Origin of the sequence: Variovorax paradoxus EPS (assembly GCF_000184745.1) — a bacterium.
GTDB classification, from domain to species: domain Bacteria; phylum Pseudomonadota; class Gammaproteobacteria; order Burkholderiales; family Burkholderiaceae_C; genus Variovorax; species Variovorax paradoxus_C.
This window is the reverse complement of record NC_014931.1, coordinates 1,841,607-1,862,962: the sequence shown is the minus strand read 5'-3', so window position 1 is coordinate 1,862,962 and position 21,356 is coordinate 1,841,607. Positions and strand designations below refer to the sequence as shown.

Below are 21,356 nucleotides of genomic sequence, written 5' to 3'. Positions count from 1 at the left end.
CCGTCACCGGTCAGTCGTTCGCAGCCCTGTCCTTGCGCAGGCTCGCGAACAGCGACCACGCCATGCCTGCGAGCAAAAGCAGGCCGACACCCAGGGCACCCCATAGCCACCACTTGCGCGACGGATCGTTCGGCGCCGTCTCGGGAACGGGCGCGAGCGCTGCAGCGGCGACTGCCGCTTCCACCGCCGCCACGGGCAACGTGACGGACGCATCGTCCGCCACAACCGGTTTGTCCGCGGCGTAACCAGGGATCAGCGTCGACAACGCGAGTGGCGCCCCCGGCAACGCACCTTGAACCGCGCCCTTGTCGGGCGCCGCGCTCCAGGCCAGCGAGAACGGCGCGCCGCCCTGTGCAAGAAACACCAGCGTGCGCGGCGTGGCACCCACCGCAATCGTCGGCGGCGTCGCACCGAGCACGCTCACCGGACCTGAAGTGCGCAACCTGAGGCGCGAATACACCGCGCCGTCGAGCGCCAGCACCGGCGACCGCGCTTCACCGCCGGCCTGCGCGAGCCGGTACACGACCGTATCGAGCAGCGGTGCCTCGCCCGGGCCGGTGGGCAACGGGGTCGTTCGACGCTGCTGGTGCCGCAATGCGTAGAGCGGGTTGCGCGGCACGAACTGCGGCTGTGGCATCGCCGAAGCCGGTGCGGCATCGACCAGGCCCGACACGCCGACCTGCGCCAGCGTGTTGATGTCGGCCAGGTCGATGCGCAGGCTCTGCACCGGCAGGCCGCGCGGCAGCAGGTAGTCGCAGTAGTCCTCGGCGCAGCGCTCGGGTTTCAGCGGGCCGGACCATTCGATCGGCGCCGCCGGCTCGACCTCTTGCACGCTGTCGATCTCCACCTTGGCGAGTGGTGCGCCTTGTTGCGGATCGCTCCAGCGCAGGCGCAGGAAGCGCGTGCGCAGGTTGCCCAGCTCGACCGCCATCCGCTCGATGGTCTGGCCGCCGTGAGCCAAGCGCACCAGTTGCTCCTCGCCGCCCACCGGACGCCATTGCCGCAGGTCGTCGCTGGCCTCCAGCCGGAAGGCGAATAGGCCACGCGCATCGGGCGCGACTTCGAAGCGCGCCTGCAACAGACTGCCCTTGACCTGACTCACGTCGATGAGCCACTGCGTCGCGTCGTTCGGCTTGGGGGTGGCTTTGTTGTCCAGCGCCAGCGAGCCGTCGGGTCGCACGGTGAACGCAAGTGCGGTGTCGCCCGGTGCGGCATTGCCGGGCAACGCGAAGATCGGCACCGCCTGCGAGGCCGTTCGCGGCGCTGACGCTTCATTGCGCAACCAGGCATAGGGCACCGCGTGCCCGGCGGCGTTGTGGACCCGCAGGTCGCCGAGGTCGCCATAGGCGGCACGGCCGTAGATGGCGAGCGGCAGCGTGAGCCGGTGGTACGGCCCGGTGCCGTGCAACGCGATGGGGGCGGAAGTGACCGGCTGCGCCTGTGCAGCGCCTGCCGCGGCCGCGGCCATCAGCGCGACGAAGACGAGACGAATCGAACGATCGCTCATACAGCACCTCCTTCGGCCGGTGCCGTTTTCGGCTCTGGCTCTTCCTTCTTCGGCGGCACCGGCGCGAAGTACCCCACCAGCAACAGCAAGGCCCCGACGGCGATGAACGACACGATGCGGAACAGCCCGCCGCGGTCCGCCAGTTCGACGAAGAAGAGCTTGAGCACCACCACGCCGAGCAGCACGGCACCCGCGATCCACAGCGTGCGCACCCGGCGCCCGTGGCCGAGCACCATCGCGACCACGCCGCAGATCGCCCAGGTGATCGACAGCGCCGCCTGCGTGAGCCACGAGGCGTAGAGCGCGTCGAAGCGCCATTCGACGCCCGCGTAGTGATGGCAGGTGCGCAGCACCATGCCGGTCAGCAGCGCGAGGCCGGTGAAGCCGACCGCGCCCTTGGCGACCATCGGCTGCACGCGCGCGAACGAGCCGGGCGGCAGCGCGCGCCACCAGAGCACCATCGCGAACAGCACGAGCCATTGCGCGAGTTCGAGCGGGTTGAGTAACGGCACATACGGCAGCGGCACTGCATCGCCGGGGCTCACCGCGTTGGTGACCCAGACCCATGCGAAAAGGTACACCGCCACCGGCGTTGCGGCGAGTTCCAGGTACGCGCTGCGGTATTCGCTGAGCGGCCAGCGCTGCAGCAACACGCGCGAGCGCAGCGCCCACAGCATCAGCGCAGGCACGAGGGCCCAGCCCAGCAGTTGCCAGCTCGACCACTCGGCACCGACGCGGCCGAGCTGCCATTGGCATTCGCGCGCCGCGAGCAGCAGGAAGAGCCAGAAGCCCGCGACGTGGAACGGCGTCAGCGCTGCGGCATCGAGCCAGCGCTTCTGCGCGCGCAGCAAGCGCAGGTGCCACGCGAGCGCCAGCGGCCAGGCGATCCAGCCGAGCGCGCTCGACGGCACGTAGAACAGCGTCAGCCCACCCGCGATGCCGTAGGCGGCGATCAGGCCGAAGCCGGGCAGCGTGGCGAGCGTCGCCCGGCCGAGTTGCGACCAGTCGCGCCGGTGTGCCACGAGCGCCGACAGCACGGAAGTCACGAGCACCACCGCCATCGCGACCGCGGGCACGCGGCTCGCCAGCGCGTGGAGGTTCAGCACCCGGACGCTTTCGTCCAGCGCGCCGAAGAGCCACCAGAACAGGCCCCAGACCACCGGCGTCCACAGCACCGCGGGAAGGGCACACCATGCGTTGACCCAGCGCTTGCGCGCCACACCGCCAGGCTCGCCCGCGCGTGGCCGCGCTTCGTCGCGCAGCCAGTCGCCGGCCAGCAGTGCCGTGAGACCCATCACCAGCGGCGTCCAGAAGCCAAGATGCCCGAAGGCGGGACGCAGCATGCGCATGTCGCCGCCCATCTCCGCCAGCATGACGAAGAGAATCGCCGAGACCGCATGCAGCACGCCCGCGAACGCCGCGAGCGGCAGGTGCGCCATGCGCAGCGCCACCCACAGCACGACAGTGGCAGTCAGCGGCCACAGCAGCGCGGCTTGGGCGAGGCTGATCTGGAACAGCATCGCCAAGTGCAGCAGGCCCACGCCCGCGATCACGCCCACCACATTGCCGACAGACCACACCGGCTGCACGCCGCGCGCGAGTGCCGCGCGGTGCGCCTGCAGCATCGACCAGGCCGCGCTGCCGAGCACGCTGAGCGCGATGAGGCAGGCGGCCGCGGCGCCCTGCCAGCCGCTTTGGAGCGCCTGCCCGGCGTCGAGTCCATCGCCCGTGCGGTGCAGCGTGGCGACGAAGCCCGCCACCGCCAGCGCCTGCATGCCGAAGCTCACGTAGGTGAGCGGCAGCAGCGCGAAACGCACGGCAACCGCGAAGGTGACCGATGCGAGCACGGCCGTCGCCGCCGCAGCCCACGCCGGTGTGAACCACTGCCACAAGAGCAGCGTGAGCGCGGCCATGCCGAGCCACGGCAAGGCGCTGCCGACGATGGCTTCGAGGCTGTCGCCTTCATCGAGCTTGGCGCGGCGGTGCATGGCCCACATCGCGAAGGCACTCGCCGCCACCAGCAGCGGGCCGATCACCGAGCCCTGCAGCAGCGGATGCCCGGCGGCCCCATCGACCTGCGTGGCTTCGAGCAGCTTCCACACGGCGCCGGCGAACACCAGGAACGAGAAGGCCCGCGCATAGACACGCCCCTGCCGCGCACCCAGCCAGTACATGCCGGCCGCCTCGACCGCCCACGCCGCGCCGGTCCACTGCCCTTCGAGGCCGAGCGGAATCGCGAGCGTGCCGAAGATCACGCCGGCGATGGCGTAGGCCTCCGCCAGCAGCGCCAGTCCCTTGGGCTGCGTGGCGAACACCAGCCGGCCCATCACGAGGTAGAAGGCCGAGAGCGCCATCGCCGAGAAGGCGGCGCCGTATGTCCACGGATGCATCAACAGGTACTGCATGCCGAAGGCGACCATCGGCGTGCCGAACACCAGAGAGCTGTCGACACGGCCTGCGCGGCGCAGCGTGTCGAGTGCGCGCGTGGCCAGCGGCTGCGCAGGCTGCACTGGCGCATCGAACAGCGTGCGGCGCGCGAAGAACAAGCCGATGGCGGTGAACAGCAGGAAGAACACGATGAGGAACGGCTGCACGATGCCGTACTGGTCGTCGGTGTAGTACTTGTGCGCCCAGCCGGCCGCCAGCGTGAAGGTGCCCACGAAGCCGATCAGGTTGAGTACGCGCCAGGCCTTGAACCACGCGATCAGCACGATGCCCACGTCGAGCACCAGCAGGTAGGTGAAGAGGCCGACCGGCTGATTGGAGCCGGTCGATGCCAGCACCGGCGCCGCGAAGCCTTCGAGCGCGGCGACGATGGCGAGCAAGGGCGCGTTCTGCAGCACCGCGAGCGCAGCGCTGAGCACCGCCACGCCGAACAAAAACGCGAAGCCCACGCTGGCCGGCAGCAGGCCGCTGAGCTTCATCGCCGCGAGCGTCGTGAGATAGAAGACGCCGATGCCGGCGCCCTGCAATATCAGCGCATAGCCCGCGCGCTTGTGGCGCAGCAGCCAGCCCAGCACCAGCAGGCCCGCACCCACCAGGGCGACTGCGGCGTAGCGCAGCTCGATCGGCACGGTGACGCGTTCAGCCGTGTAGCGCAGCAGGAAGGCGAGGCCGAGAAACAGGATCAGCACGCCGAGCTTCACCAGCATGTTGCCGCCGAAGATCAGGTTGGCGATCGGTGCGGGCAGGCGGTCGCGCAGCGGGACCGGTGGTGGCGGAGGCGGCGGGGGTGGACGGCGAACCAGCGGCGGCACCGCGACCTGCGGCGTGGGTGTGACAACGGGCTCAGGTGCGCGTGGCGCGACGGGTTTTTCTGCGGCGGGAGCGACGGTTGCTGCGGGCGGGACCGGCGCTTCTGCAACCGGCTTCTCGGCAACGACGACGGGGCGCGGGACCTGCATGGTGGCGATGCGGGGCCGCGTCATCTCGGCAGCTTGTGCCGCCGCAGGTTGAGCCAGCGGCAGCGAAGGCGACTCCGCAACCGGCGTGCTGGCCATGGAGGTGGCGAGGTCGCCGATTGGCGCGGCTGCCGTCGGGACGACGGCTACATCGCTAGCGCCCTGCGCGAGCCGGCGTTCGAGTTGGCTGACGCGCTCCTCGAGTTCTGTCACTCGCTGCTGCAGCTTCAGCACGCCGCCTGCGGGTGCTGTCGCGGCCGGCGTAACGGCGACGCGGCCATTCGGCAAGCCGCCCTCAGCTTCGGTGCGCTGCGGTTCGCCCTTTTTCTTCTTGCCGAACAGCTTGGCGAACGCAAACGCGCCAACGAGCGCGAGAACCAGCGCCACAGGCACCGATTCGAACAGCGCCCCAATGAACAGGCCGGCCATCATGCCTATGAACCACATCCCCGACTCCCCTTGTTTTGGCGAGTCCGGAGTGTACGGCTGATCCCGGAAAAACCGGGCTGACGCCCGCCCGGCCTATGCTGTCAGCTATAGGTTTAGTAGCAGCCTCAGACTGGCGTGAGCTTGGCCACCGACAGCGCCAGCCACTTCACGCCGTGCCGCGTGAACTTGACCTGCGCGCGCGCGTCGTCGCCCGTGCCTTCGAGGGCCAGCACCGTGCCCTCGCCGAACTTGTTGTGGAACACCTGCATGCCCGAGCGCAGGCCATGCGACGGTGCAGTCTTCTGCGGTGGCACCGGCGGGCTGGCGAAGGTGTCCTTGCTGCCGCCATAGCCACCGCCTCCATATCCGCTGCTTCCACCGCTGTAGCCGCCGCTGCCGCCGCGCGTGCTCCCGTAGCCGCCGCCGTAGCCGAAGGCCGATGGCGTGAAGCCCTGGTTCTTGGGCGTGAGCCACTTGAGCGCCCCTTCGGGCAGCTCATCGAAGAAGCGGCTCTTGACGTTGTAGCGGGTCTGCCCGTGCAGCATGCGCGTCTGCGAATGGCTCAGGTAGAGACGCTTGCGGGCGCGCGTGATCGCCACGTACATCAGGCGGCGCTCTTCCTCGAGGCTCTCGAAGTCGCTCATCGAGTTCTCGTGCGGGAACAGGCCCTCTTCCATGCCGGTGATGAATACGCAGTCGAACTCCAGGCCCTTGGCGGCGTGCACCGTCATGAGCTGCACCGCGTCCTGGCCGGCCTGCGCCTGGTTGTCGCCCGATTCGAGCGCGGCGTGCGTGAGGAACGCGGCCAGCGGGCTCAGCGTTTCACCGGTCTCGGCGTCGGGTGCGAGCGGCTCGTCGAGCACCGGGCGGGTCGGATCGATGCCCTGGCTCGCGGGCGACTGGCGCAATTCGTCGACCGGCAGCGCCACCGCATCGCGGCCGAAGCCTTCCTGCGTGACGAAGCTCTCGGCCGCGTTCACCAGTTCGTCCAAGTTCTCGAGGCGGTCGGCGCCTTCGCGATCGGCCTTGTAGTGCTCGACGAGGCCGCTGTGGTCGAGCACCAACTCGATGATCTCGCGCAGGCTCACGCCCTGGGTCTGCTCCCGCAGCACGTCGATCTTGGCGACGAAGCCGGTGAGGTTCGCGCCCGCCTTGCCGCCGACGACGCTGACCGCATCGTGCAGCGAACGCCCCGCCGCGCGCGCCGCGTCCTGCAGGGTTTCGAGCGTGCGCGCGCCGATGCCTCGGGGCGGGAAGTTGACGACGCGCAGGAAACTGGTGTCGTCGTCCTTGTTCTCCAGGAGGCGCAGGTAGGCCAGCGCGTGCTTGATTTCGGCGCGCTCGAAGAAGCGCAGGCCGCCATACACGCGGTACGGCACCGAGGCATTGAAGAGCGCGGTTTCGATCACCCGGCTCTGCGCGTTGCTGCGGTAGAGCACCGCAATCTCTTTCCTGTCGAAGCCGTCGCGCACGAGCTGGCGCATTTCCTCGACCATCCACTGCGCCTCGGCGAGGTCGGTGGGCGACTCGTACACGCGCACCGGCTCGCCCGGGCCCTGGTCGGTGCGCAGGTTCTTGCCCAGGCGCTTCTTGTTGTGGCTGATGAGCTCGTTGGCCGAGTCGAGGATGTTGCTGTAGCTGCGGTAGTTCTGCTCCAGCTTGATCTGGTGCTGCACGTCGAACTCGCGCACGAAGTCGGCCATGTTGCCCACGCGCGCGCCGCGAAAGGCGTAGATGCTCTGGTCGTCGTCGCCCACCGCGATCACGCTGTTGTTCGGGTTCGGGGTGAACTGCCCGCCGACCGTGTTGCCCGAGAGCATCTTGATCCACGCGTACTGCAGGCGGTTGGTGTCCTGGAACTCGTCGATCAGGATGTGGCGAAAGCGCCGCTGGTAGTGCTCGCGCACCGGGTCGTTGTCGCGCAGCAGTTCGTAGCTGCGCAGCATGAGCTCGCCGAAATCGACCACGCCTTCGCGCTGGCACTGCTCTTCGTAGAGCTGGTAGAGCTCGACCTTCTTGCGGTCGTCGTCGCTGCGGATCTCCACGTCCTTCGGACGCAGGCCGTCTTCCTTGGCGCCGGCGATGAACCACTGGGTCTGCTTGGCGGGAAAGCGCTCGTCGTCGACGTTGAACTGCTTCATCAGTCGCTTGATGGCCGAGAGCTGGTCTTGCGTGTCGAGGATCTGGAAGGTCGAAGGCAGGTTGGCGAGCTTCCAGTGCGCGCGCAGGAGGCGGTTGCACAGGCCGTGGAAGGTGCCGATCCACATGCCGCGCACGTTAACCGGCAGGATCGCCGTCAGCCGCGTCATCATTTCCTTGGCGGCCTTGTTGGTGAAAGTCACGGCGAGGATGCCGCCGGCGGAGACCTGGCCGGTCTGGAGCAGCCAGGCGATGCGGGTGGTGAGCACTCGTGTCTTGCCGGAACCGGCGCCCGCGAGGATGAGCGCATTGCCCTGGGGCAGGGTGACCGCAGCGCGCTGCTCCGGGTTCAGGTTCTGCAGCAGTGGCAGTTCCGAGGGGTTGGCATCAGCCGCAGGATCGTTAAACAACATCCTCCGATTGTAGAAACCACCGCGTATGCGGGTTATACGAAGAACTGGAAGACCTGCCTTCGGGACCCCGCGTAAAATCAATCACCGGGCCCAAGATTCTTGCGCCCGGTTTTTTGTGGGCGTTTTCTTTTCGAGACGCACCGCGAAGACCGGCCGGACCAAGCGCTCATTCGTTTCTTTCAACGATTCCTTTCAGGAGCCTGGTCATGCAGATTTTCGATTACGACAACATCCTTTTGCTCCCCCGCAAGTGCCGCGTGGAGAGCCGCTCGGAATGCGACGCCAGCGTCACGCTGGGCGAACGCACGTTCCGCCTGCCGGTGGTGCCGGCCAACATGAAGACGGTGGTCGACGAGTCGATCTGCCTGTGGCTCGCGCAGAACGGCTACTTCTACGTGATGCATCGCTTCGACCTGGACAACGTGAAGTTCGTCAAGGAGATGCAGGGCAAGGGCGTGTTCGCCTCGATCTCGCTCGGCGTGAAGAAGCCCGACTACGAGACCGTCGACCAACTGGTGGAACAGGGCCTCGTTCCCGAATACATCACGATCGACATCGCGCACGGCCATGCCGACAGCGTGAAGAACATGATCGGCTACCTCAAGGAGAAGCTGCCGAAGGCCTTCGTGATCGCCGGCAACGTCGGCACACCCGAAGCAGTGATCGACCTGGAGAACTGGGGGGCGGACGCAACCAAGGTGGGCATCGGCCCGGGCAAGGTCTGCATCACCAAGCTCAAAACCGGCTTCGGCACGGGTGGCTGGCAGCTGTCGGCGCTCAAGTGGTGCGCGCGCGTGGCGACCAAGCCGATCATTGCGGACGGCGGCATCCGTGACCACGGCGACATCGCGAAGAGCGTGCGTTTTGGCGCCTCGATGGTGATGATCGGCTCGCTGTTCGCGGGCCACGAAGAGTCGCCGGGCAAGACGGTGGACGTGGACGGCACGCTCTTCAAGGAGTACTACGGCTCGGCCAGCGACTTCAACAAGGGCGAGTACAAGCACGTCGAGGGCAAGCGCATCCTCGAGCCCATCAAGGGCAAGCTGGCCGACACGCTGGTCGAGATGGAGCAGGACGTGCAGAGCTCGATCAGCTACGCGGGCGGCCGCACGCTGATGGACATCCGCAAGGTCAACTACGTCACGCTGGGCGGCGCCAACGAGGGCGAACACCTGCTGATGTAAGCGCCCTGCCCCGGGCCGTCTCGGTCAGGCCTCGAGCAGTTGCACCGCGTGGCGGTGCAGCGCGTGGGCCGGGTCGGCGAATGCGTCGACCACGCTGAAGTGATCAAGGCCCGGGAGCACCTCGCACACCGGCACGGCGTTGCGGCCCCAGGCGTTGCGGATCATCGTGTTGTGGCGGATGAATTCCGGGCTCTCTTCTCCCCCGGCGACTGCATAGAGTTGGCCGCGCGGCGGTGCTGGCCAGAGCGCAGGGCTCGCACGACGGGCGTCGGCATCGGTCAGCTTCAGCGTGTGCTCCAGGAACGGTGTGTGTTGCAGTGGCCGCAGGTCGTAGAGGCCCGAGATCGAGAGCGCGTTGCGCACCAACTGCATGGGCAGATCGGGCGCGACCGCTTTCCAGTCGCACGCCAGCAGCGCCGCCGCCATGTGGCCGCCGGCCGAATGACCCGCGACGGTGATGCGCGAAGGATCGCCGCCATAGGCCGCTACGTGGCGCCAGGTCCACTCGAGCGCACGCACCACCTGCATGAGGATGCCCGGCACGGTGACGGGCGCCTCGACCGGTCCGGGACACAGCGCGTAGTTGGGCACGACGACACAGATGCCGCGGTCGTTGAACGACGGCGCGATGAAGGAGTGCTGGCTCTTGTCCATCGCACGCCAGTAACCGCCGTGGATGAAGACCAGGACCGGCGCGTCGGGGATCGGCGCCGGAAAAATGTCGAGTGTTTCGTTCGAACCGTCGCCGTAGCGAAGATCGATCCGGCCGGGCAAGGCGTCGCGCACCGCCGCCGATTCGCGCGTCCAGCGCTCGAAATACACGGGGTGGTTTTTCACCCGCGCGAGGTTGTTGTACATGCCTTCCAGCCAGGCGGGGTCGTACGAGGCCATGCGGTTGCTGCTCTTGTGTTCTTGGTTTGCGGGGCGCGAATCTTGGCACGACACCACGTGCGGCGAGACGGGAGTCTGGTTAGAATTTACGCCGTGTTGGGGGGGTAGCTCAGCTGGGAGAGCGCCGCGTTCGCAATGCGGAGGTCGTGAGTTCGATCCTCATCCTCTCCACCAACCGATTTGAAAGGGCCTTGGCAATCGCCAAGGCCTTTTCTTTTTGGCGCTCAGGTATCAAGCGTCAGGTGTTGGCCATGTAACGCCGCGGCGGCGGGCGATGCGAGGAAGCCGATGGTCTGCGCCGCGACCGACGTCGACACCCACTCGGCCGGATTGGCATCGGGCATCGCCTGGCGATTCGCTGGTGTGTCCAGCACGCTCGGCGCGACGCTGTTCACGCTGACGCCGTGCGGTGCGGCTTCGGCCGCCATCGCTTCCACCAGGCGCTGCAATGCGCTCTTCGATGCGATGTACGCCGCCATTGCCGGCACGCCGCGCGCCGCCACTTTTGCCGTCACCGCGACGATGCGGCCGCTCTTGCGTTCGATCATCGAGGGCAGCACGGCTTGCGTCACTGCGACGAACGACCACGCATTGAGATTCATCATGCGATCCCAGCTTGCGCGCGACAGCGCATGCGTCGCCTCGCCCATCTCGAAGCCGCCAGCGATGTGCACGAGCGCGTCGACACGGCCGAAGGCCTTGAGCACCTGGCCGGTCAGCAACTCGGCCATGTCGGGCGCCGAGGTCACGTCGCCCGCGAGCAGCAGATGCTGCGAGTTGTCGAGGCCCGGAAAGACCTCGGCCAATCGACCGACATGGTGATCGACCAATGCAAGGCGTGCGCCTTGCTCAAGGAAGTGCTGCGCCACGGCACGACCCAGCGCGCCCGCAGCGCCGGTGATCACAACATGGGGCGTGGTGTTTGCATCGCTCATAAGAAAATGCTCCTGATTGAGGAGGGGCATGGCCCCGTCGGTGGCGCATCCTAACGCCGCGGTTCACAATTTTTTTGGACACCGGAAAATTCTGGGATATACTCGTGGTCTTGCCTGAAAACGCTAGTCGCTTACAGCGCAGGGGCTCTTAGCTCAGTTGGTAGAGCAGCGGACTCTTAATCCGTAGGTCGAGTGTTCGAGTCACTCAGGGCCCACCACCAACATGGCGGAAACGCTGAAAAAGCCTGCTACCTCACCGGTAGCAGGCTTTTTTATTTGCCCGCCGACATCACGATCACGGCGCTCTCGCTCAGCCTTGGCGCTCAATCCAGTCTTCGACAAAGCGCGCGAGCACATCGCGCTTCTCGCCGACTTCCGCCATCAGGTACTGCCGTGCATGCGTCTGTGCCAGTTCGTTCGACAGGAACCATTGCTCCCGCTCAGGGCTGCCTTGCGGCGGTGGCGTGCCCCAGGCCGCGATGCTCTTGCCGAGAAATGCCTCGGTGACAGGCAGTCGCCCATCCGTCTTGCCGATGTCCGACAGCGCATTGCGCGGCTCGCCGAGCGCGACGCGCGCCCGGACGATGTCGCCGTCCATGTGAATGGAGGCACCAAGCCCGCCGGCCTGATGCACCTGCCAGAGCTGGTCCGCCGAGGCATGGCGAATCCAGCTTTCAAGTGCGCGGGTCAGGCTCTCAAGGATGATTTCGTGGTTCATATATGCACTATTTCACATTTACAAATGGCGGCTTCGGCCGACGGCGCCCCGTATCCATGAAGTGCGGTGCGTGACATGGCATCTTGTACCCGCTGTCACACAGCACAACAACCAGGACTTCAGGGACATCACATCGAAGCAAAAAAGCTCGTTGAACCCGCTTCGGCGGGTTATTTTTTGCCCTCCTCGATCCAGTGCAATCGGCAATGTCCGACGACAACACAATCCACCGACCGGGCAAAGTGATTTCCGGCCTGCGCTATATTTCTTCCATGGAAAAGGCTTCCGACATAGGCAAACCCACCGTCCCCATCGACCTGATCGGGCCGGAGCACTGGGGCCGCTCCAGACGCGGCAATGGTCGGGTCACCAAAGTGCTCTGCATCATCGTTGGCGGCATCGCGGCTGCAGGGGTGATCGCCTATCGATTCTTCGGCGTCGGACGCTGAACACCACATCCGCACAATAGAAAGCCCGCTGTCCAAAGGCAGCGGGCTTTTTTCTTGAGGGACGAGCCAAAGCACAGCAAAACCCCCTCTCACTGAAGCCGCGAGCCCTTGGGCAGCCGCCTCGCCAGCCACTCGTGCACGTCTGCGCGGATGTTGCGGCCTTCGAGCAGGAAGCTCTCGAAGCGGCTCGGCACGTAGGGAAGATAGACCAGCGGCATGCCGGCTTCCTCCGGCGTGCGTGCGGCCTTCCTGTTGTTGCAGACGGCGCACGCGCTCACCAGGTTGGTCCAAGCCCACGGACCGCCGCGCGATTCGGGCATCACGTGCTCGCATTGCAGATCGCGCTCGTGGAACACGCCCGCGCAGTACGCGCAGGTGTGGCGGTCGCGACGCACCAGCTTGCCCTTGGTGACACCGGGCACCACGTCGAACAGGTTGATCTTCGATGCGCCACGCAGCGCGATGATGGGCGCCACTTCGATGCGCGACTGCACGCCACGCGCGACGTTGAAACCGCCGCGCAGCGTGGCCAGCGGCAGGTCGCCGTCTTCCCACGCGACCGATCCGGTGGCGTAGTGCAGCACCGCCTGCTCCAGCGAAATCCAGGCTTGCGGCGTGCCCTGAATATCAAGTTGCAGGACGTGAGGGTGCATGTTGGCTCGCCTCCTTTGCGGCGATGGTCGAAGCGGTTGAAAGAAAAAGATGGATGGGGTGCACGAACGGAATCGAACCGTCGTCAGCGGGATCACAACCCGCGGCTCTGCCGTTGAGCTACGCGCACCGTGAAAAGAAAACCGATCGGCCGGCTACCACTCGCCTACTTCACGCACGCGCTGGTCGAGGTCGAGCACTTCGAGCAAACGCTCGCGGCCAGTCGAGGCGGACAGGCCATCGGTCGCGCGCCTGCCGATGCCGAAGCGTTGTGCCAGTGCCAGCACCATGTGCCTGCGCGGCTGGGCCGGGCGCACGGTGATCATCCGGATCGGGGTGTTGCGCTTGCGCATGGTGGCTCCTTGGTTGTAGTGATGACAGCAAACAAAAATGGCCCCACGTGCACGACTCGAACGTGCAACCCCTTGCTTCGTAGGCAAGTGCTCTGATCCATTGAGCTAACGCGGGATGAAAAAGCGAAAACCAAAAAGTGTCCGGTTACGAGTTCCGGCGCCGCCCAATCTTTGCGGCCGGTTTCCGCGGAAGGACCATCTGCAATGGCCCGGTTCCGCTCGGGTTCGATGCGAAAAAGCGAATGACCGCTTTTCCATTTCGGTTGTGTCCTCACGCGACGGACAGCGCGCTGGGCGCTGTCCCGTACGACGTCGCTGCACAGGAGGGATCAGTTCCTGCACATCCCGCCAGACCGTCTACGCGGTGGGTTCTGGCGGTGTGGTGAAGGCACACCCGAAATGGCAAAGCACGAAAAACGAAAGCAAAAAACAAACAAAAAGGCCCGGAAACCTTTCGGTGTCCGGGCCTCTGCTGGAGAGAGCTTGGAAGGTATGCGCTTATGCGCAACCTCCACCCGGTAGCACCTGATCCTCGAACTTGCCAACGCGCAGGCGGGCTGCGGTTTGCGTGGCATGCACGTAGCTCTGGCGCAGATTCGATTTCGACGACGGCATGCCGAACCCACCGCCACACGACCACACGCGCACGAACGCCCGGCCCGATGCGGGTCGAATGTTGGTGAGGGTCAATGCGGTGTTCACGATGGTTCCTGGATCAAAAATTGCCGCTGTCGGCTGTTAAGGGTTGGAAAAAGGGGACGGCTTGAGCCGCGAGTGAGGGCAACTGTAAATAGTGTTTACGGCGACGTCAACAACCGGGACAATCTTTTCTTGTCTTGTTGTTGTTTTTGAACAGTGCCCAATACCACCGTCGCGCGCCGTCGCAATGTCCTTGCGCTGCATCGCCGCTTTCTCGAGGGCGCCATTGCCGCCGGCCTGCCAGCCAAGGGGCTGGACCAGTCCTTCGCGAAGAAGATCGAAATCTCCCCGAGCATGTGGAGCCAGATCAAGAGCGCCCGCCCCATCGGCGACAACCTCGCGCGGCAGATCGAGCGGCACTGCGAGGTGGAGCCAGGTTGGCTCGACAAGGAAGACCGTCCCTCCGAGGTGCCCGATGCGGCGGAAGAGCGCTTCATTGCGGCGGCGCGCGAGGCGTGGCGCACCGCCAATGCCAAGGGCAAGAGAGAACTCAGCGGCTGGCTGAAGAAGCACGCGCAGGACGCCGACCCGGCGCCCTGAAGTTCAACTCGCCAACGCCGTTGCGCCGCGCAGAATCGCCACGCGCATGTCGTCGGGAATGGCAACTGCGCGATGCGTCTCAAGCGACGTCGTCACGATCACCTGCGTCATCTGCATCCGTACTTCGCCGCTCTCGGCGCCGAAGCAGCGCACCGCCAGCGTCATCGAGCGTGAGCCCAGTCGCTCCACGGCAAGACCCAGCATCACCTGATCGCCCATGCGGCTCACTGCACGAAAGTCCACATCGAGCTTCACGGTCGGCAGCCCGATGCGGCGCTCCGCCACGAGCCCGTGGTAACTCAGGCCCAGCCCTTCGTTCACCCAGTCTTCGACCAGCCCGTTGAGCATCACGAAGTACTGCGGATAGAACACGATGCCCGCCGGATCGCAGTCCGAAAACCGGATCAGCCGCGGCCGCCGGAACTCCGCGCTCGGCGCCGCCAGGTCGACATGCGTGGCATCACTCACGCTCACGCCTCCTCGCCGGCTGCCTCGCCGCGCATCACATGCACGCGCAGCAGCCCGAGCTGGCTGTGCATCTGCTTGACCGTCTTCATGTCGAGACCCGAGAACATCTCGAGGATCCACTGCTCGTGCTCGCTCGCCATCGTCTCGAAGGTGCGCCGCCCCGTGGGCGTGAGGCTCACGATCCATGCGCGGCGGTCGTCGGGGCTGGGCGCGCGCGCCACCATGCCTTCGCGCTCGAGCTCGTCGGTCAGGCCCGTCACATTGCCGCCGGTCACCATGAGGTAGCGCGACAGCACGCGCATCTTGAGCCCATCCTTGTAGCGGTACAGCTGCGCCATGTAGTCGAAGCGCGCGAGCGAGATGCCGAAGCGCTCGCGCAGACGGCGGCGGATCTCGGCCTCGATTTGCGTGGTGCTCGCGAGCATGCGCAGCCACAGCTTGAGCATCGCGTGGTCTTCGTGACCGGCGCGTGCTTCGTGACCGAGTTCTTCGGCGTCGCTGAGCGCGGCGTGCGAGGCATCGTTGCGTGTCATGTCACTTCTCCTCCCGAAACCGAAATCGACTGGCCTGTGACCGACGCCGCGCCTTCGCCACACAGCCAGCGCACCGTATCGGCCACCTCGGACGGCTGCACGATGCGCTTCTGCGGATTCACGCTGGAGAACTCAGCGAGTGCATCGGCCTCGCTGCGGCCTGTCTTGCCGACGACGTTGGCGACGCTGTTGCGCAGGATGTCGGTGTCGGTGTAGCCCGGGCACACGGCATTCACCGTGATGCCCTTGCGCGCCACTTCGAGCGCGAGCGAGCGCGTGAGGCCGATCACGCCGTGCTTGGCTGCGGTGTAGGCCGAGACGTAGGCGTAGCCCTTCTGCCCCGCCGTGCTCGCGATGTTGACGATGCGGCCCCAGCCGGCTTCCAGCATGTCGGGCAGCGCGGCCTGCGCGCACAGGAAGCTGCCCGTGAGGTTTACCGACAGCATCCGCTGCCAGAGCTCGACAGAGGTCTTCAGGAACGGCGCGCTCTCGGCGGCACCCGCGTTGTTGACGAGGATTGCGATCGGACCTCGCGCCTCGCGCGCCTGCGCGAAGGCGGTTTGCACGCCCTCCGGATCTGCCACGTCGGCGGTGGCCACGCCATGCCCGCTGCCGGCGAGCGTGTCGGCCGCGCGCTGCAATGCTTCACGGTCGCGCCCGAGCAGCGTGAGCACCGCACCCTCGGCCGCGAGGGTTCGCGCGATCTCCGCACCGATGCCGCGTGCAGCGCCGGTCACGAGCGCATGACGGCCAATGAGTAGATTTGATTGCATACCTGAATTGTTTAGTCCTGAATCATTTTAAGGGCGACGCGCTGTTGAAGCTGTCACCGCGTGAAACGCCCGCTATTCATCCAGGTCCAGCGGCAAGGTGCGCACGGGCCTACGACCTCGCGGGCCGGCCGTCCCAGGTCTGCGGCCCCACGCCGCGCTCGCGCAGCTTGAACTTCTGCACCTTGCCGTTCTCAGTGCGCGGCAGGTCGAGCAGCACGTCGATGTAGCGCGGCACGGCGAAGTACGGCAGGCGGCCCTCGCAGAAGCGCGACAGCTCCACGGGGTCGATGCGTTCGCCCTCGCGTGTGACCAGCGCGGCCATCACCTCGTCCTCGGCCAGCTCGGAGCGCACGGGATACACCGCGCACGACGCCACGCCGGGATGGCTCAGAAGCACCTGCTCGACCTCGAACGAGGAGATGTTCTCGCCGCGCCGGCGGATCGCATCCTTGATGCGGTCGACAAATCGAAACGCGCCGTCCGCATCGCGCACCACGCGGTCGCCCGTGTGGAACCACAGGTTGCGCCAGGCCTCGACCGTCTTCTCCGGCATGTTGAAGTAGCCACTCGCGAAGGCATACGGCTCGTCCGCGCGCAGCAGCAGTTCGCCGGCCTCTCCGGGCGGCAGCGCCACATCGTCCTCATCGGCCACGCAGGCCTGGAAGCCCGGACGCAGCCAACCCATTACGCCGCCGCGCGGCGAATCGGGCGCCGTGGCGATCGCGAAGTTGGTTTCCGTCGAGCCGTAGCCTTCCAGCAGCGACACGCCGGTGCGCGCCTTGAACGCCTGCCCCGCCGCCGATGGCACGCCAGGCCCAAGCCCGATGCGCACGCGGTGATCGCGCTCGCCTTCGCCCTCGGGTTGCGCAAGCAGGATCGGCACCATCGCGCCAAGCAGGTAGACCACGGTCGCGCCATTCGCCCGCATCGACGGCCAGAAACCCGATGCCGAGAAGCGCGATTCGAAAACCACTTCGGCCCCGGTCAACGCGGCCTGCGCGAAGGTGTTGAGCGCGTTGATGTGAAAGAGCGGCAGCGTGGTGCACAGCACGTCGTCGCGGCCGACGCCCAGCACCTCGGCACTGTTCACGCCCCACCAGAAATACTGCGCATGCGGGCAGATCACGCCCTTGGCCGGGCCGGTCGTGCCAGAGGTGTAGAGGATGGCGAGCGGATCGCCCGGCTGGACGGCCGCAGGCGCAATGGCCTCCGAGCCTTCCGGGTAGTTCGAGACGCGCACACCAGCGGGTGGCTCCCACGATGCAGCACCCTCGCCCACCACCCACACGTCGCGCAATGCCGTGCGCCCGAGATCGGCCGTCTTCAACCGCTCGAGAAAGCCGGCCTCGATCACCAGCAGCTTCGCCGCGCTGTTGGCCAGGAAGTACTCGATCTGCGGTCCCATCGATGCCGTGTTCACTGGCACGACCGAAGCACCGAGCCATCCCGCACCGAGAAAGATTTCGAGAAACTCTATGCGGTTGCCACACATCACCGCGATGCGGTCGCCGCGCGCCACGCCGGCCTGCGCCAGCGCGCCGGCGCGCACCGCTGCCGCCTCTGCCGCGTCGCCGTGCGTCCACTGCCGCCCTGCGATCCGCAACAGCGGGCGCGCGCCGAACAGCGCCGCTTGCCGCCGCAGCATCGCCGGCAGCGTGCGCTGCGCGGGCGGCACGGCGCGCACCTCACTCGTCATCGTGCGTGCCTCCGCCGAGGTACGTCGCTTGCACGCGCGGGTCGTTCGCCAGCTCGGCCGACGCGCCCGAGAGCGCGATCTCGCCCGTCTCCAGCACGTAGCCCTGGTCCGAACTTTCCAGCGCGGCACGCGCGTTCTGCTCCACAAGCAAGATCGAGACGCCGTCTTCGCGCAGCTTGCGCACGATGGTCAGGATGTCCCGCACGATCAGCGGCGCAAGGCCCAGGCTCGGCTCGTCGAGCATCAAGAGGCGCGGCGCCGACATCAGCGCGCGCCCCACCGCCAGCATCTGGCGCTCGCCGCCCGAGAGCGTGTCGGCGCGCTGCGCACGGCGCTCCGCCAAGCGCGGAAAGCGGTCGTACACCGACTGCAGCCGCTTCTTCATCGCATCGCCGCGCAGCCGCTTGGCATAGGCGCCCAGTTGCAGGTTGTCGAGCACGGTGAGTTCGCCGAACAACTCGCGCTTCTCGGGCACGAGGCAGAGGCCCCGCTCCACGCGCGCCTCCACGTCGAGTCCCTGCAGGTCTTCGCCTTCGAAGCGCAGCGTGCCCTTGCAAGGCAGGAGGCCCATCGCGGCAGCCAGCAGCGTCGTCTTGCCCGCACCGTTCGGCCCGATCACCGAAATGATCTGCCCCGGCTGCAGGTCGAGCGACACGCCGCGCACCGCCTCCACCTGCCCATACGACACATGCAGGTCGCCAATCTCCAGCATCGCGGTCATACAACGCTCCCCAGGTACGCAGCCTGCACGCGCTCGTCGGCACGCACCGCCGATGGCACGCCCTCCACGAGCTTGGAGCCGAAGTTCATCACCACCAAACGGTCCACCAGTTTCATCACAAAGTCCATGTCGTGTTCGACGATGAGGATGGTCACGCCCTCTTCGCGCAACTTGCGCAGCAGATCGCCGAGCGCCATCTTTTCCTTGCGGCGCAAACCGGCCGCGGGCTCGTCGAGCACCAGCAGCACAGGGTCGGCGGCCAGCGCGCGCGCGATTTCCAGGATGCGCTGCGTGCCCAGCGGCAGGCTGCCCGCGAGCTCGTGCGCGCGGTCGCCCAGGCCGATGCGGTCGAGCTGTCGCTGCGCCTCCTGCAGGATCTGCGTTTCCTCCTTGCGGTCGAGCCGGAGGCCCGCTTTCAGGATGCCCGAGCGCGTGCGCGAATGCGCGCCCAGCGCCACGTTGTCCAGGAGGCTCATGTGCGGCCGCAGCTTCACGTGCTGGAAGGTGCGCGCCAGGCCCAGCCGCGCCACCTGCCGCTGCGGCATGCCGGCAATGTCATGGTCGAGAAAGCGCACCTGGCCCGATGTCATCGGCAGCGTGCAGGTCAGCAGGTTGAACATGGTCGACTTGCCCGCGCCGTTCGGGCCGATCAGCCCGACGATCTCGCCGGCCTTCACATCGAAGCTCACGTCGTTCACAGCCACCAGACCACCGAAGCGCTTGACCGCGCCGTTCACCGACAGCACCTGCGCACCGCGCGCCGGCAGTTGCCGATGCGCGAGCGGATCGACCGGCGGCGCTGCATAGCGCGAGGCGCCTTGCGTGCCGCCGCGCCGCCGCGTCCAGCGCCGCAGCAGCCCCATCAACCCGCCGCGCGCAAAGTGCAGCAGCAGGATGAAGAGCGCGGCAAAAGCCACGGCCTCCAGTTGCCCCGCGCGCTGCGTGAGCATCGGCAGCACGTCCTGCAGCCCGTTCTTCAGCACCAGCACCAGGGCGGCGCCCACCAGCGCGCCCGCCAGTTGCCCGAGCCCGCCGGCCACGGCCATCAGCAGGTACTCGATGCTCGCGCGCACGTCGAAGGGCGACGGGCTCACGAAGCGGTTCATGTGCGCATAGAGCCAGCCCGCCAGCCCCGCGAAGAGCGCTGCCGTCACGAACAGCGTGAGCCGCACGCGGTACGCATCCGCGCCGACGCTCGCCAGCAGCGTCGCACCGCCGCGCAGCCCGCGAATCGCACGGCCGGGCCGCGACTGCAGCAGGTTGTGGCTGAACAGGCAGGCAAGCCCGACCACCACCCAGATCAGGTAGTACATCGACCGTGGATCGGCCAGCGACCAGCCACCGACCTGCAGCGCCGGAATGTTCGACAGCCCCGTGTGCCGCCCGAGCGCATCGACGTTGCCGAACAGCATCGCGATCGACAGGCCCCACGCGATGGTGCTGAGCGGCAAAAAGTGCCCGCCGAGCCGCAGCGTGAGCATGCCGATGGCAAGTGCCGAGATACCCGTGAGCAGCAACGCGAACAAGAGGCCGATCCACGGCGACATGCCTTGCGTGGTGGTAAGCCATGCCGTCGCATAGGCCGCGATGCCGACGAAGGCCGCCTGGCCGAACGAGGTCGCACCGCCCACGCCGGTGAGCAGCACCAGCCCAAGCGCCACCAGCGCACCGATGCCGATGTCGTTGAGGAGCGATACCGTGAAGCTGCCCGCCACCGCCGGCACCAGCGTCAGCACGACGATCACCGCGGCGATCCACAGCATGCGTTTGCGGTTGCCGTTCATTGGTCCACCTCGTCTTCTTCCTCTTCCGAATGGGTCACCATGAACGACCGCAGCATCAGCACCGGGATGAGCAGGCTGAACACGATCACGTCTTTCAGCGCGCCGCTCCAGAACGAGGCGAAGCTCTCCACCACGCCGACCGCGAGCGCGCCCACCGCCGTCATCGGGTAGCTCACGAGCCCGCCGATGATGGCGGCCACGAAGGCCTTCAGGCCGATGATGAAACCGGAGTCGTAGTACATGGTCGTAACCGGTGCGATGAGCACGCCGATGAGGCCGGCGAGCAGCGACGCGCAGCCGTACGCCAGAAGCGCGGTGCGCACCGGCCGGATGCCGACCAGCCGCGCGCCCACTCGATTGACGGCCGTTGCGCGCAGCGCCTTACCGGCCACCGTGCGCTCGAACACAAGGAAGAAGAGGCCGCTCAACACGATCGCCGCCCCCACCATCAGCACCACCTGGCCGCTGACCGTGAAGCCATCTCCCAGCGTGAACACCGCACTCGTGAGCGGCGTGGTGCGCGAACCTTCAGGACCGAAGAACAACAAGCCCAGGCCCGACAGCAGGAAGTGCAGCGCCAGCGACACGATCAGCAGCACCAGCACCGATGCATCGGCAATCGGCTGGAACACCACCCGTGCGAGCAGCGGCGCGATCGGCACGACCAGCAACACAGCCACCGCGATGTGCACCGCCACCGGCACGCCGGGCCGCGCGGCAAGCCACGCGAGCACGCATGGAATCGCGGGCAGCACGCCCCACATGAGCACCGCCTTCGGTATGCGCGAGCTCTCGCCGCGCCGCAGCAGGCTGCCGACTTCCGTCGCCAGCGCGAGCACCGCGAGCACCGCCACCATGCCGATGGTCGCCGGCACGCGGCCGGTCTCGAATGCCGCGAGCGACAGGGCCGCGAAGGCCGCGATGTCGCCGAACGGCACGAACACCACCCGCGTCACGGAAAAGATCAGCACCAGCCCGAGGCCGGCCAGCAGATAGACGGCACCGTTGGCGAGGCCGTCGGTGATGAGAATCAGCGCGACGTCCCACGTCATAGGAAAACCTCAGGCATTGC

The 21,356-nt window shown here is 66.9% G+C and carries 19 protein-coding genes and 4 tRNA genes; 5 read left to right on the top strand and 18 right to left on the bottom strand.

The features are described 5' to 3' along the window. Positions 1-10 precede the first annotated feature (10 nt). The 3 genes from VARPA_RS08425 to VARPA_RS08415 form a co-directional block, all read right to left on the bottom strand. A complete protein-coding gene (locus tag VARPA_RS08425) occupies positions 11-1,507 on the bottom strand; it encodes a DUF3999 domain-containing protein (RefSeq protein ID WP_013540127.1) in 1,497 nt (498 codons plus the stop codon). Continuing rightward, on the bottom strand, positions 1,504-5,355 hold the full coding sequence (locus VARPA_RS08420) for a DUF2339 domain-containing protein (RefSeq protein WP_013540126.1): 3,852 nt from the start codon (positions 5,353-5,355) through the stop codon (positions 1,504-1,506). Before VARPA_RS08420 ends, VARPA_RS08425 begins: the two co-directional genes overlap by 4 nt. A gap of 107 nt (positions 5,356-5,462) precedes the next feature. Continuing rightward, entirely contained in the window at positions 5,463-7,889 is a 2,427-nt protein-coding gene (locus tag VARPA_RS08415) for a UvrD-helicase domain-containing protein (RefSeq protein WP_013540125.1), read from the bottom strand. Positions 7,890-8,095: 206 nt separating this feature from the next. Between VARPA_RS08415 and VARPA_RS08410 the strand changes: the two genes are divergently transcribed. Further along, complete coding sequence (locus tag VARPA_RS08410; protein ID WP_013540124.1) at positions 8,096-9,073, top strand: GMP reductase; 978 nt, start codon at positions 8,096-8,098, stop codon at positions 9,071-9,073. A gap of 24 nt (positions 9,074-9,097) precedes the next feature. Here VARPA_RS08410 and VARPA_RS08405 read toward each other — a convergent pair whose 3' ends face one another. Continuing rightward, the gene (locus VARPA_RS08405) at positions 9,098-9,964 is read right to left on the bottom strand and encodes an alpha/beta hydrolase (RefSeq protein ID WP_013540123.1); all 867 of its coding nucleotides are present in this window, start codon (positions 9,962-9,964) and stop codon (positions 9,098-9,100) included. A gap of 98 nt (positions 9,965-10,062) precedes the next feature. Here VARPA_RS08405 and VARPA_RS08400 point away from each other — a divergent pair. Then, positions 10,063-10,138 (top strand) — tRNA-Ala (locus VARPA_RS08400). A gap of 50 nt (positions 10,139-10,188) precedes the next feature. Here VARPA_RS08400 and VARPA_RS08395 read toward each other — a convergent pair. Then, positions 10,189-10,899, bottom strand: a complete 711-nt coding sequence (locus VARPA_RS08395; protein WP_013540122.1) for an SDR family NAD(P)-dependent oxidoreductase — start codon at positions 10,897-10,899, stop codon at positions 10,189-10,191. A 142-nt stretch (positions 10,900-11,041) separates the two neighbouring features. Here VARPA_RS08395 and VARPA_RS08390 point away from each other — a divergent pair. Then, positions 11,042-11,117, top strand: a tRNA-Lys gene (locus VARPA_RS08390). A gap of 92 nt (positions 11,118-11,209) precedes the next feature. On the opposite strand, the gene VARPA_RS08385 is transcribed toward VARPA_RS08390, so the two are convergent. After that, positions 11,210-11,617: a hypothetical protein gene (locus VARPA_RS08385; protein ID WP_013540121.1), complete on the bottom strand. Its 408-nt coding sequence runs from the start codon at positions 11,615-11,617 to the stop codon at positions 11,210-11,212. 206 nt (positions 11,618-11,823) lie between these two features. Between VARPA_RS08385 and VARPA_RS08380 the strand changes: the two genes are divergently transcribed. Next, positions 11,824-12,066: a hypothetical protein gene (locus tag VARPA_RS08380; RefSeq protein WP_013540120.1), complete on the top strand. Its 243-nt coding sequence runs from the start codon at positions 11,824-11,826 to the stop codon at positions 12,064-12,066. Between the two features lie 89 nt (positions 12,067-12,155). Here VARPA_RS08380 and VARPA_RS08375 read toward each other — a convergent pair whose 3' ends face one another. The 5 genes from VARPA_RS08375 to VARPA_RS30995 all read right to left on the bottom strand — a co-directional run bounded on the left by VARPA_RS08375 (position 12,156) and on the right by VARPA_RS30995 (position 13,772). Continuing rightward, entirely contained in the window at positions 12,156-12,719 is a 564-nt protein-coding gene (locus VARPA_RS08375; RefSeq protein ID WP_013540119.1) for an HNH endonuclease, read from the bottom strand. A gap of 54 nt (positions 12,720-12,773) precedes the next feature. Then, positions 12,774-12,847, bottom strand: a tRNA-His gene (locus VARPA_RS08370). A 25-nt stretch (positions 12,848-12,872) separates the two neighbouring features. Next, positions 12,873-13,070, bottom strand: coding sequence for a hypothetical protein (locus VARPA_RS08365; RefSeq protein WP_013540118.1), 198 nt, complete (start codon positions 13,068-13,070; stop codon positions 12,873-12,875). Positions 13,071-13,108: 38 nt separating this feature from the next. After that, positions 13,109-13,185 (bottom strand) — tRNA-Arg (locus VARPA_RS08360). 383 nt (positions 13,186-13,568) lie between these two features. Beyond that, positions 13,569-13,772 (bottom strand): hypothetical protein, encoded by a 204-nt coding sequence (locus tag VARPA_RS30995; RefSeq protein ID WP_144298954.1) that lies wholly within the window; start codon positions 13,770-13,772, stop codon positions 13,569-13,571. 153 nt (positions 13,773-13,925) lie between these two features. On the opposite strand from VARPA_RS30995, the gene VARPA_RS08355 reads away from it, so the two are divergent. After that, on the top strand, positions 13,926-14,309 hold the full coding sequence (locus VARPA_RS08355) for a hypothetical protein (RefSeq protein ID WP_013540117.1): 384 nt from the start codon (positions 13,926-13,928) through the stop codon (positions 14,307-14,309). 3 nt (positions 14,310-14,312) lie between these two features. Here the strand turns inward: VARPA_RS08355 and VARPA_RS08350 are convergent, their stop codons facing one another. The 7 genes from VARPA_RS08350 to VARPA_RS08320 form a co-directional block, all read right to left on the bottom strand. Continuing rightward, entirely contained in the window at positions 14,313-14,777 is a 465-nt protein-coding gene (locus tag VARPA_RS08350) for an acyl-CoA thioesterase (protein WP_013540116.1), read from the bottom strand. 2 nt (positions 14,778-14,779) lie between these two features. Next, a complete protein-coding gene (locus tag VARPA_RS08345) occupies positions 14,780-15,310 on the bottom strand; it encodes a MarR family winged helix-turn-helix transcriptional regulator (RefSeq protein WP_013540115.1) in 531 nt (176 codons plus the stop codon). Then, a complete protein-coding gene (locus VARPA_RS08340; protein WP_013540114.1) occupies positions 15,307-16,083 on the bottom strand; it encodes an SDR family NAD(P)-dependent oxidoreductase in 777 nt (258 codons plus the stop codon). Before VARPA_RS08340 ends, VARPA_RS08345 begins: the two co-directional genes overlap by 4 nt. A gap of 109 nt (positions 16,084-16,192) precedes the next feature. Beyond that, positions 16,193-17,779: an ATP-dependent acyl-CoA ligase gene (locus VARPA_RS08335; protein WP_013540113.1), complete on the bottom strand. Its 1,587-nt coding sequence runs from the start codon at positions 17,777-17,779 to the stop codon at positions 16,193-16,195. Then, positions 17,769-18,500: an ABC transporter ATP-binding protein gene (locus VARPA_RS08330; RefSeq protein ID WP_013540112.1), complete on the bottom strand. Its 732-nt coding sequence runs from the start codon at positions 18,498-18,500 to the stop codon at positions 17,769-17,771. The genes VARPA_RS08335 and VARPA_RS08330 overlap by 11 nt, the downstream gene beginning before the upstream one ends. Continuing rightward, positions 18,497-20,284 carry an ABC transporter permease subunit gene (locus VARPA_RS08325; protein WP_013540111.1) on the bottom strand — a complete coding sequence of 596 codons (1,788 nt, stop codon included), beginning with the start codon at positions 20,282-20,284 and terminating at the stop codon, positions 18,497-18,499. The genes VARPA_RS08330 and VARPA_RS08325 overlap by 4 nt, the downstream gene beginning before the upstream one ends. After that, positions 20,281-21,336: a branched-chain amino acid ABC transporter permease gene (locus tag VARPA_RS08320; RefSeq protein ID WP_013540110.1), complete on the bottom strand. Its 1,056-nt coding sequence runs from the start codon at positions 21,334-21,336 to the stop codon at positions 20,281-20,283. Before VARPA_RS08320 ends, VARPA_RS08325 begins: the two co-directional genes overlap by 4 nt. Between the last annotated feature and the right edge of the window lie 20 nt (positions 21,337-21,356).

Coding starts and splice junctions, on each gene's coding strand:
- VARPA_RS08385 (WP_013540121.1), bottom strand. CDS start 11,617: ATGAACCACGAAATCATCCTTGAGAGCCTGACCCGCGCACTTGAAAGC.
- VARPA_RS08330 (WP_013540112.1), bottom strand. CDS start 18,500: ATGACCGCGATGCTGGAGATTGGCGACCTGCATGTGTCGTATGGGCAG.
- VARPA_RS08340 (WP_013540114.1), bottom strand. CDS start 16,083: ATGCAATCAAATCTACTCATTGGCCGTCATGCGCTCGTGACCGGCGCT.
- VARPA_RS08420 (WP_013540126.1), bottom strand. CDS start 5,355: ATGTGGTTCATAGGCATGATGGCCGGCCTGTTCATTGGGGCGCTGTTC.
- VARPA_RS08380 (WP_013540120.1), top strand. CDS start 11,824: ATGTCCGACGACAACACAATCCACCGACCGGGCAAAGTGATTTCCGGC.
- VARPA_RS08375 (WP_013540119.1), bottom strand. CDS start 12,719: ATGCACCCTCACGTCCTGCAACTTGATATTCAGGGCACGCCGCAAGCC.
- VARPA_RS08425 (WP_013540127.1), bottom strand. CDS start 1,507: ATGAGCGATCGTTCGATTCGTCTCGTCTTCGTCGCGCTGATGGCCGCG.
- VARPA_RS08395 (WP_013540122.1), bottom strand. CDS start 10,899: ATGAGCGATGCAAACACCACGCCCCATGTTGTGATCACCGGCGCTGCG.
- VARPA_RS08335 (WP_013540113.1), bottom strand. CDS start 17,779: ATGACGAGTGAGGTGCGCGCCGTGCCGCCCGCGCAGCGCACGCTGCCG.
- VARPA_RS08415 (WP_013540125.1), bottom strand. CDS start 7,889: ATGTTGTTTAACGATCCTGCGGCTGATGCCAACCCCTCGGAACTGCCA.
- VARPA_RS08325 (WP_013540111.1), bottom strand. CDS start 20,284: ATGAACGGCAACCGCAAACGCATGCTGTGGATCGCCGCGGTGATCGTC.
- VARPA_RS08410 (WP_013540124.1), top strand. CDS start 8,096: ATGCAGATTTTCGATTACGACAACATCCTTTTGCTCCCCCGCAAGTGC.
- VARPA_RS08365 (WP_013540118.1), bottom strand. CDS start 13,070: ATGCGCAAGCGCAACACCCCGATCCGGATGATCACCGTGCGCCCGGCC.
- VARPA_RS08345 (WP_013540115.1), bottom strand. CDS start 15,310: ATGACACGCAACGATGCCTCGCACGCCGCGCTCAGCGACGCCGAAGAA.
- VARPA_RS08405 (WP_013540123.1), bottom strand. CDS start 9,964: ATGGCCTCGTACGACCCCGCCTGGCTGGAAGGCATGTACAACAACCTC.
- VARPA_RS08320 (WP_013540110.1), bottom strand. CDS start 21,336: ATGACGTGGGACGTCGCGCTGATTCTCATCACCGACGGCCTCGCCAAC.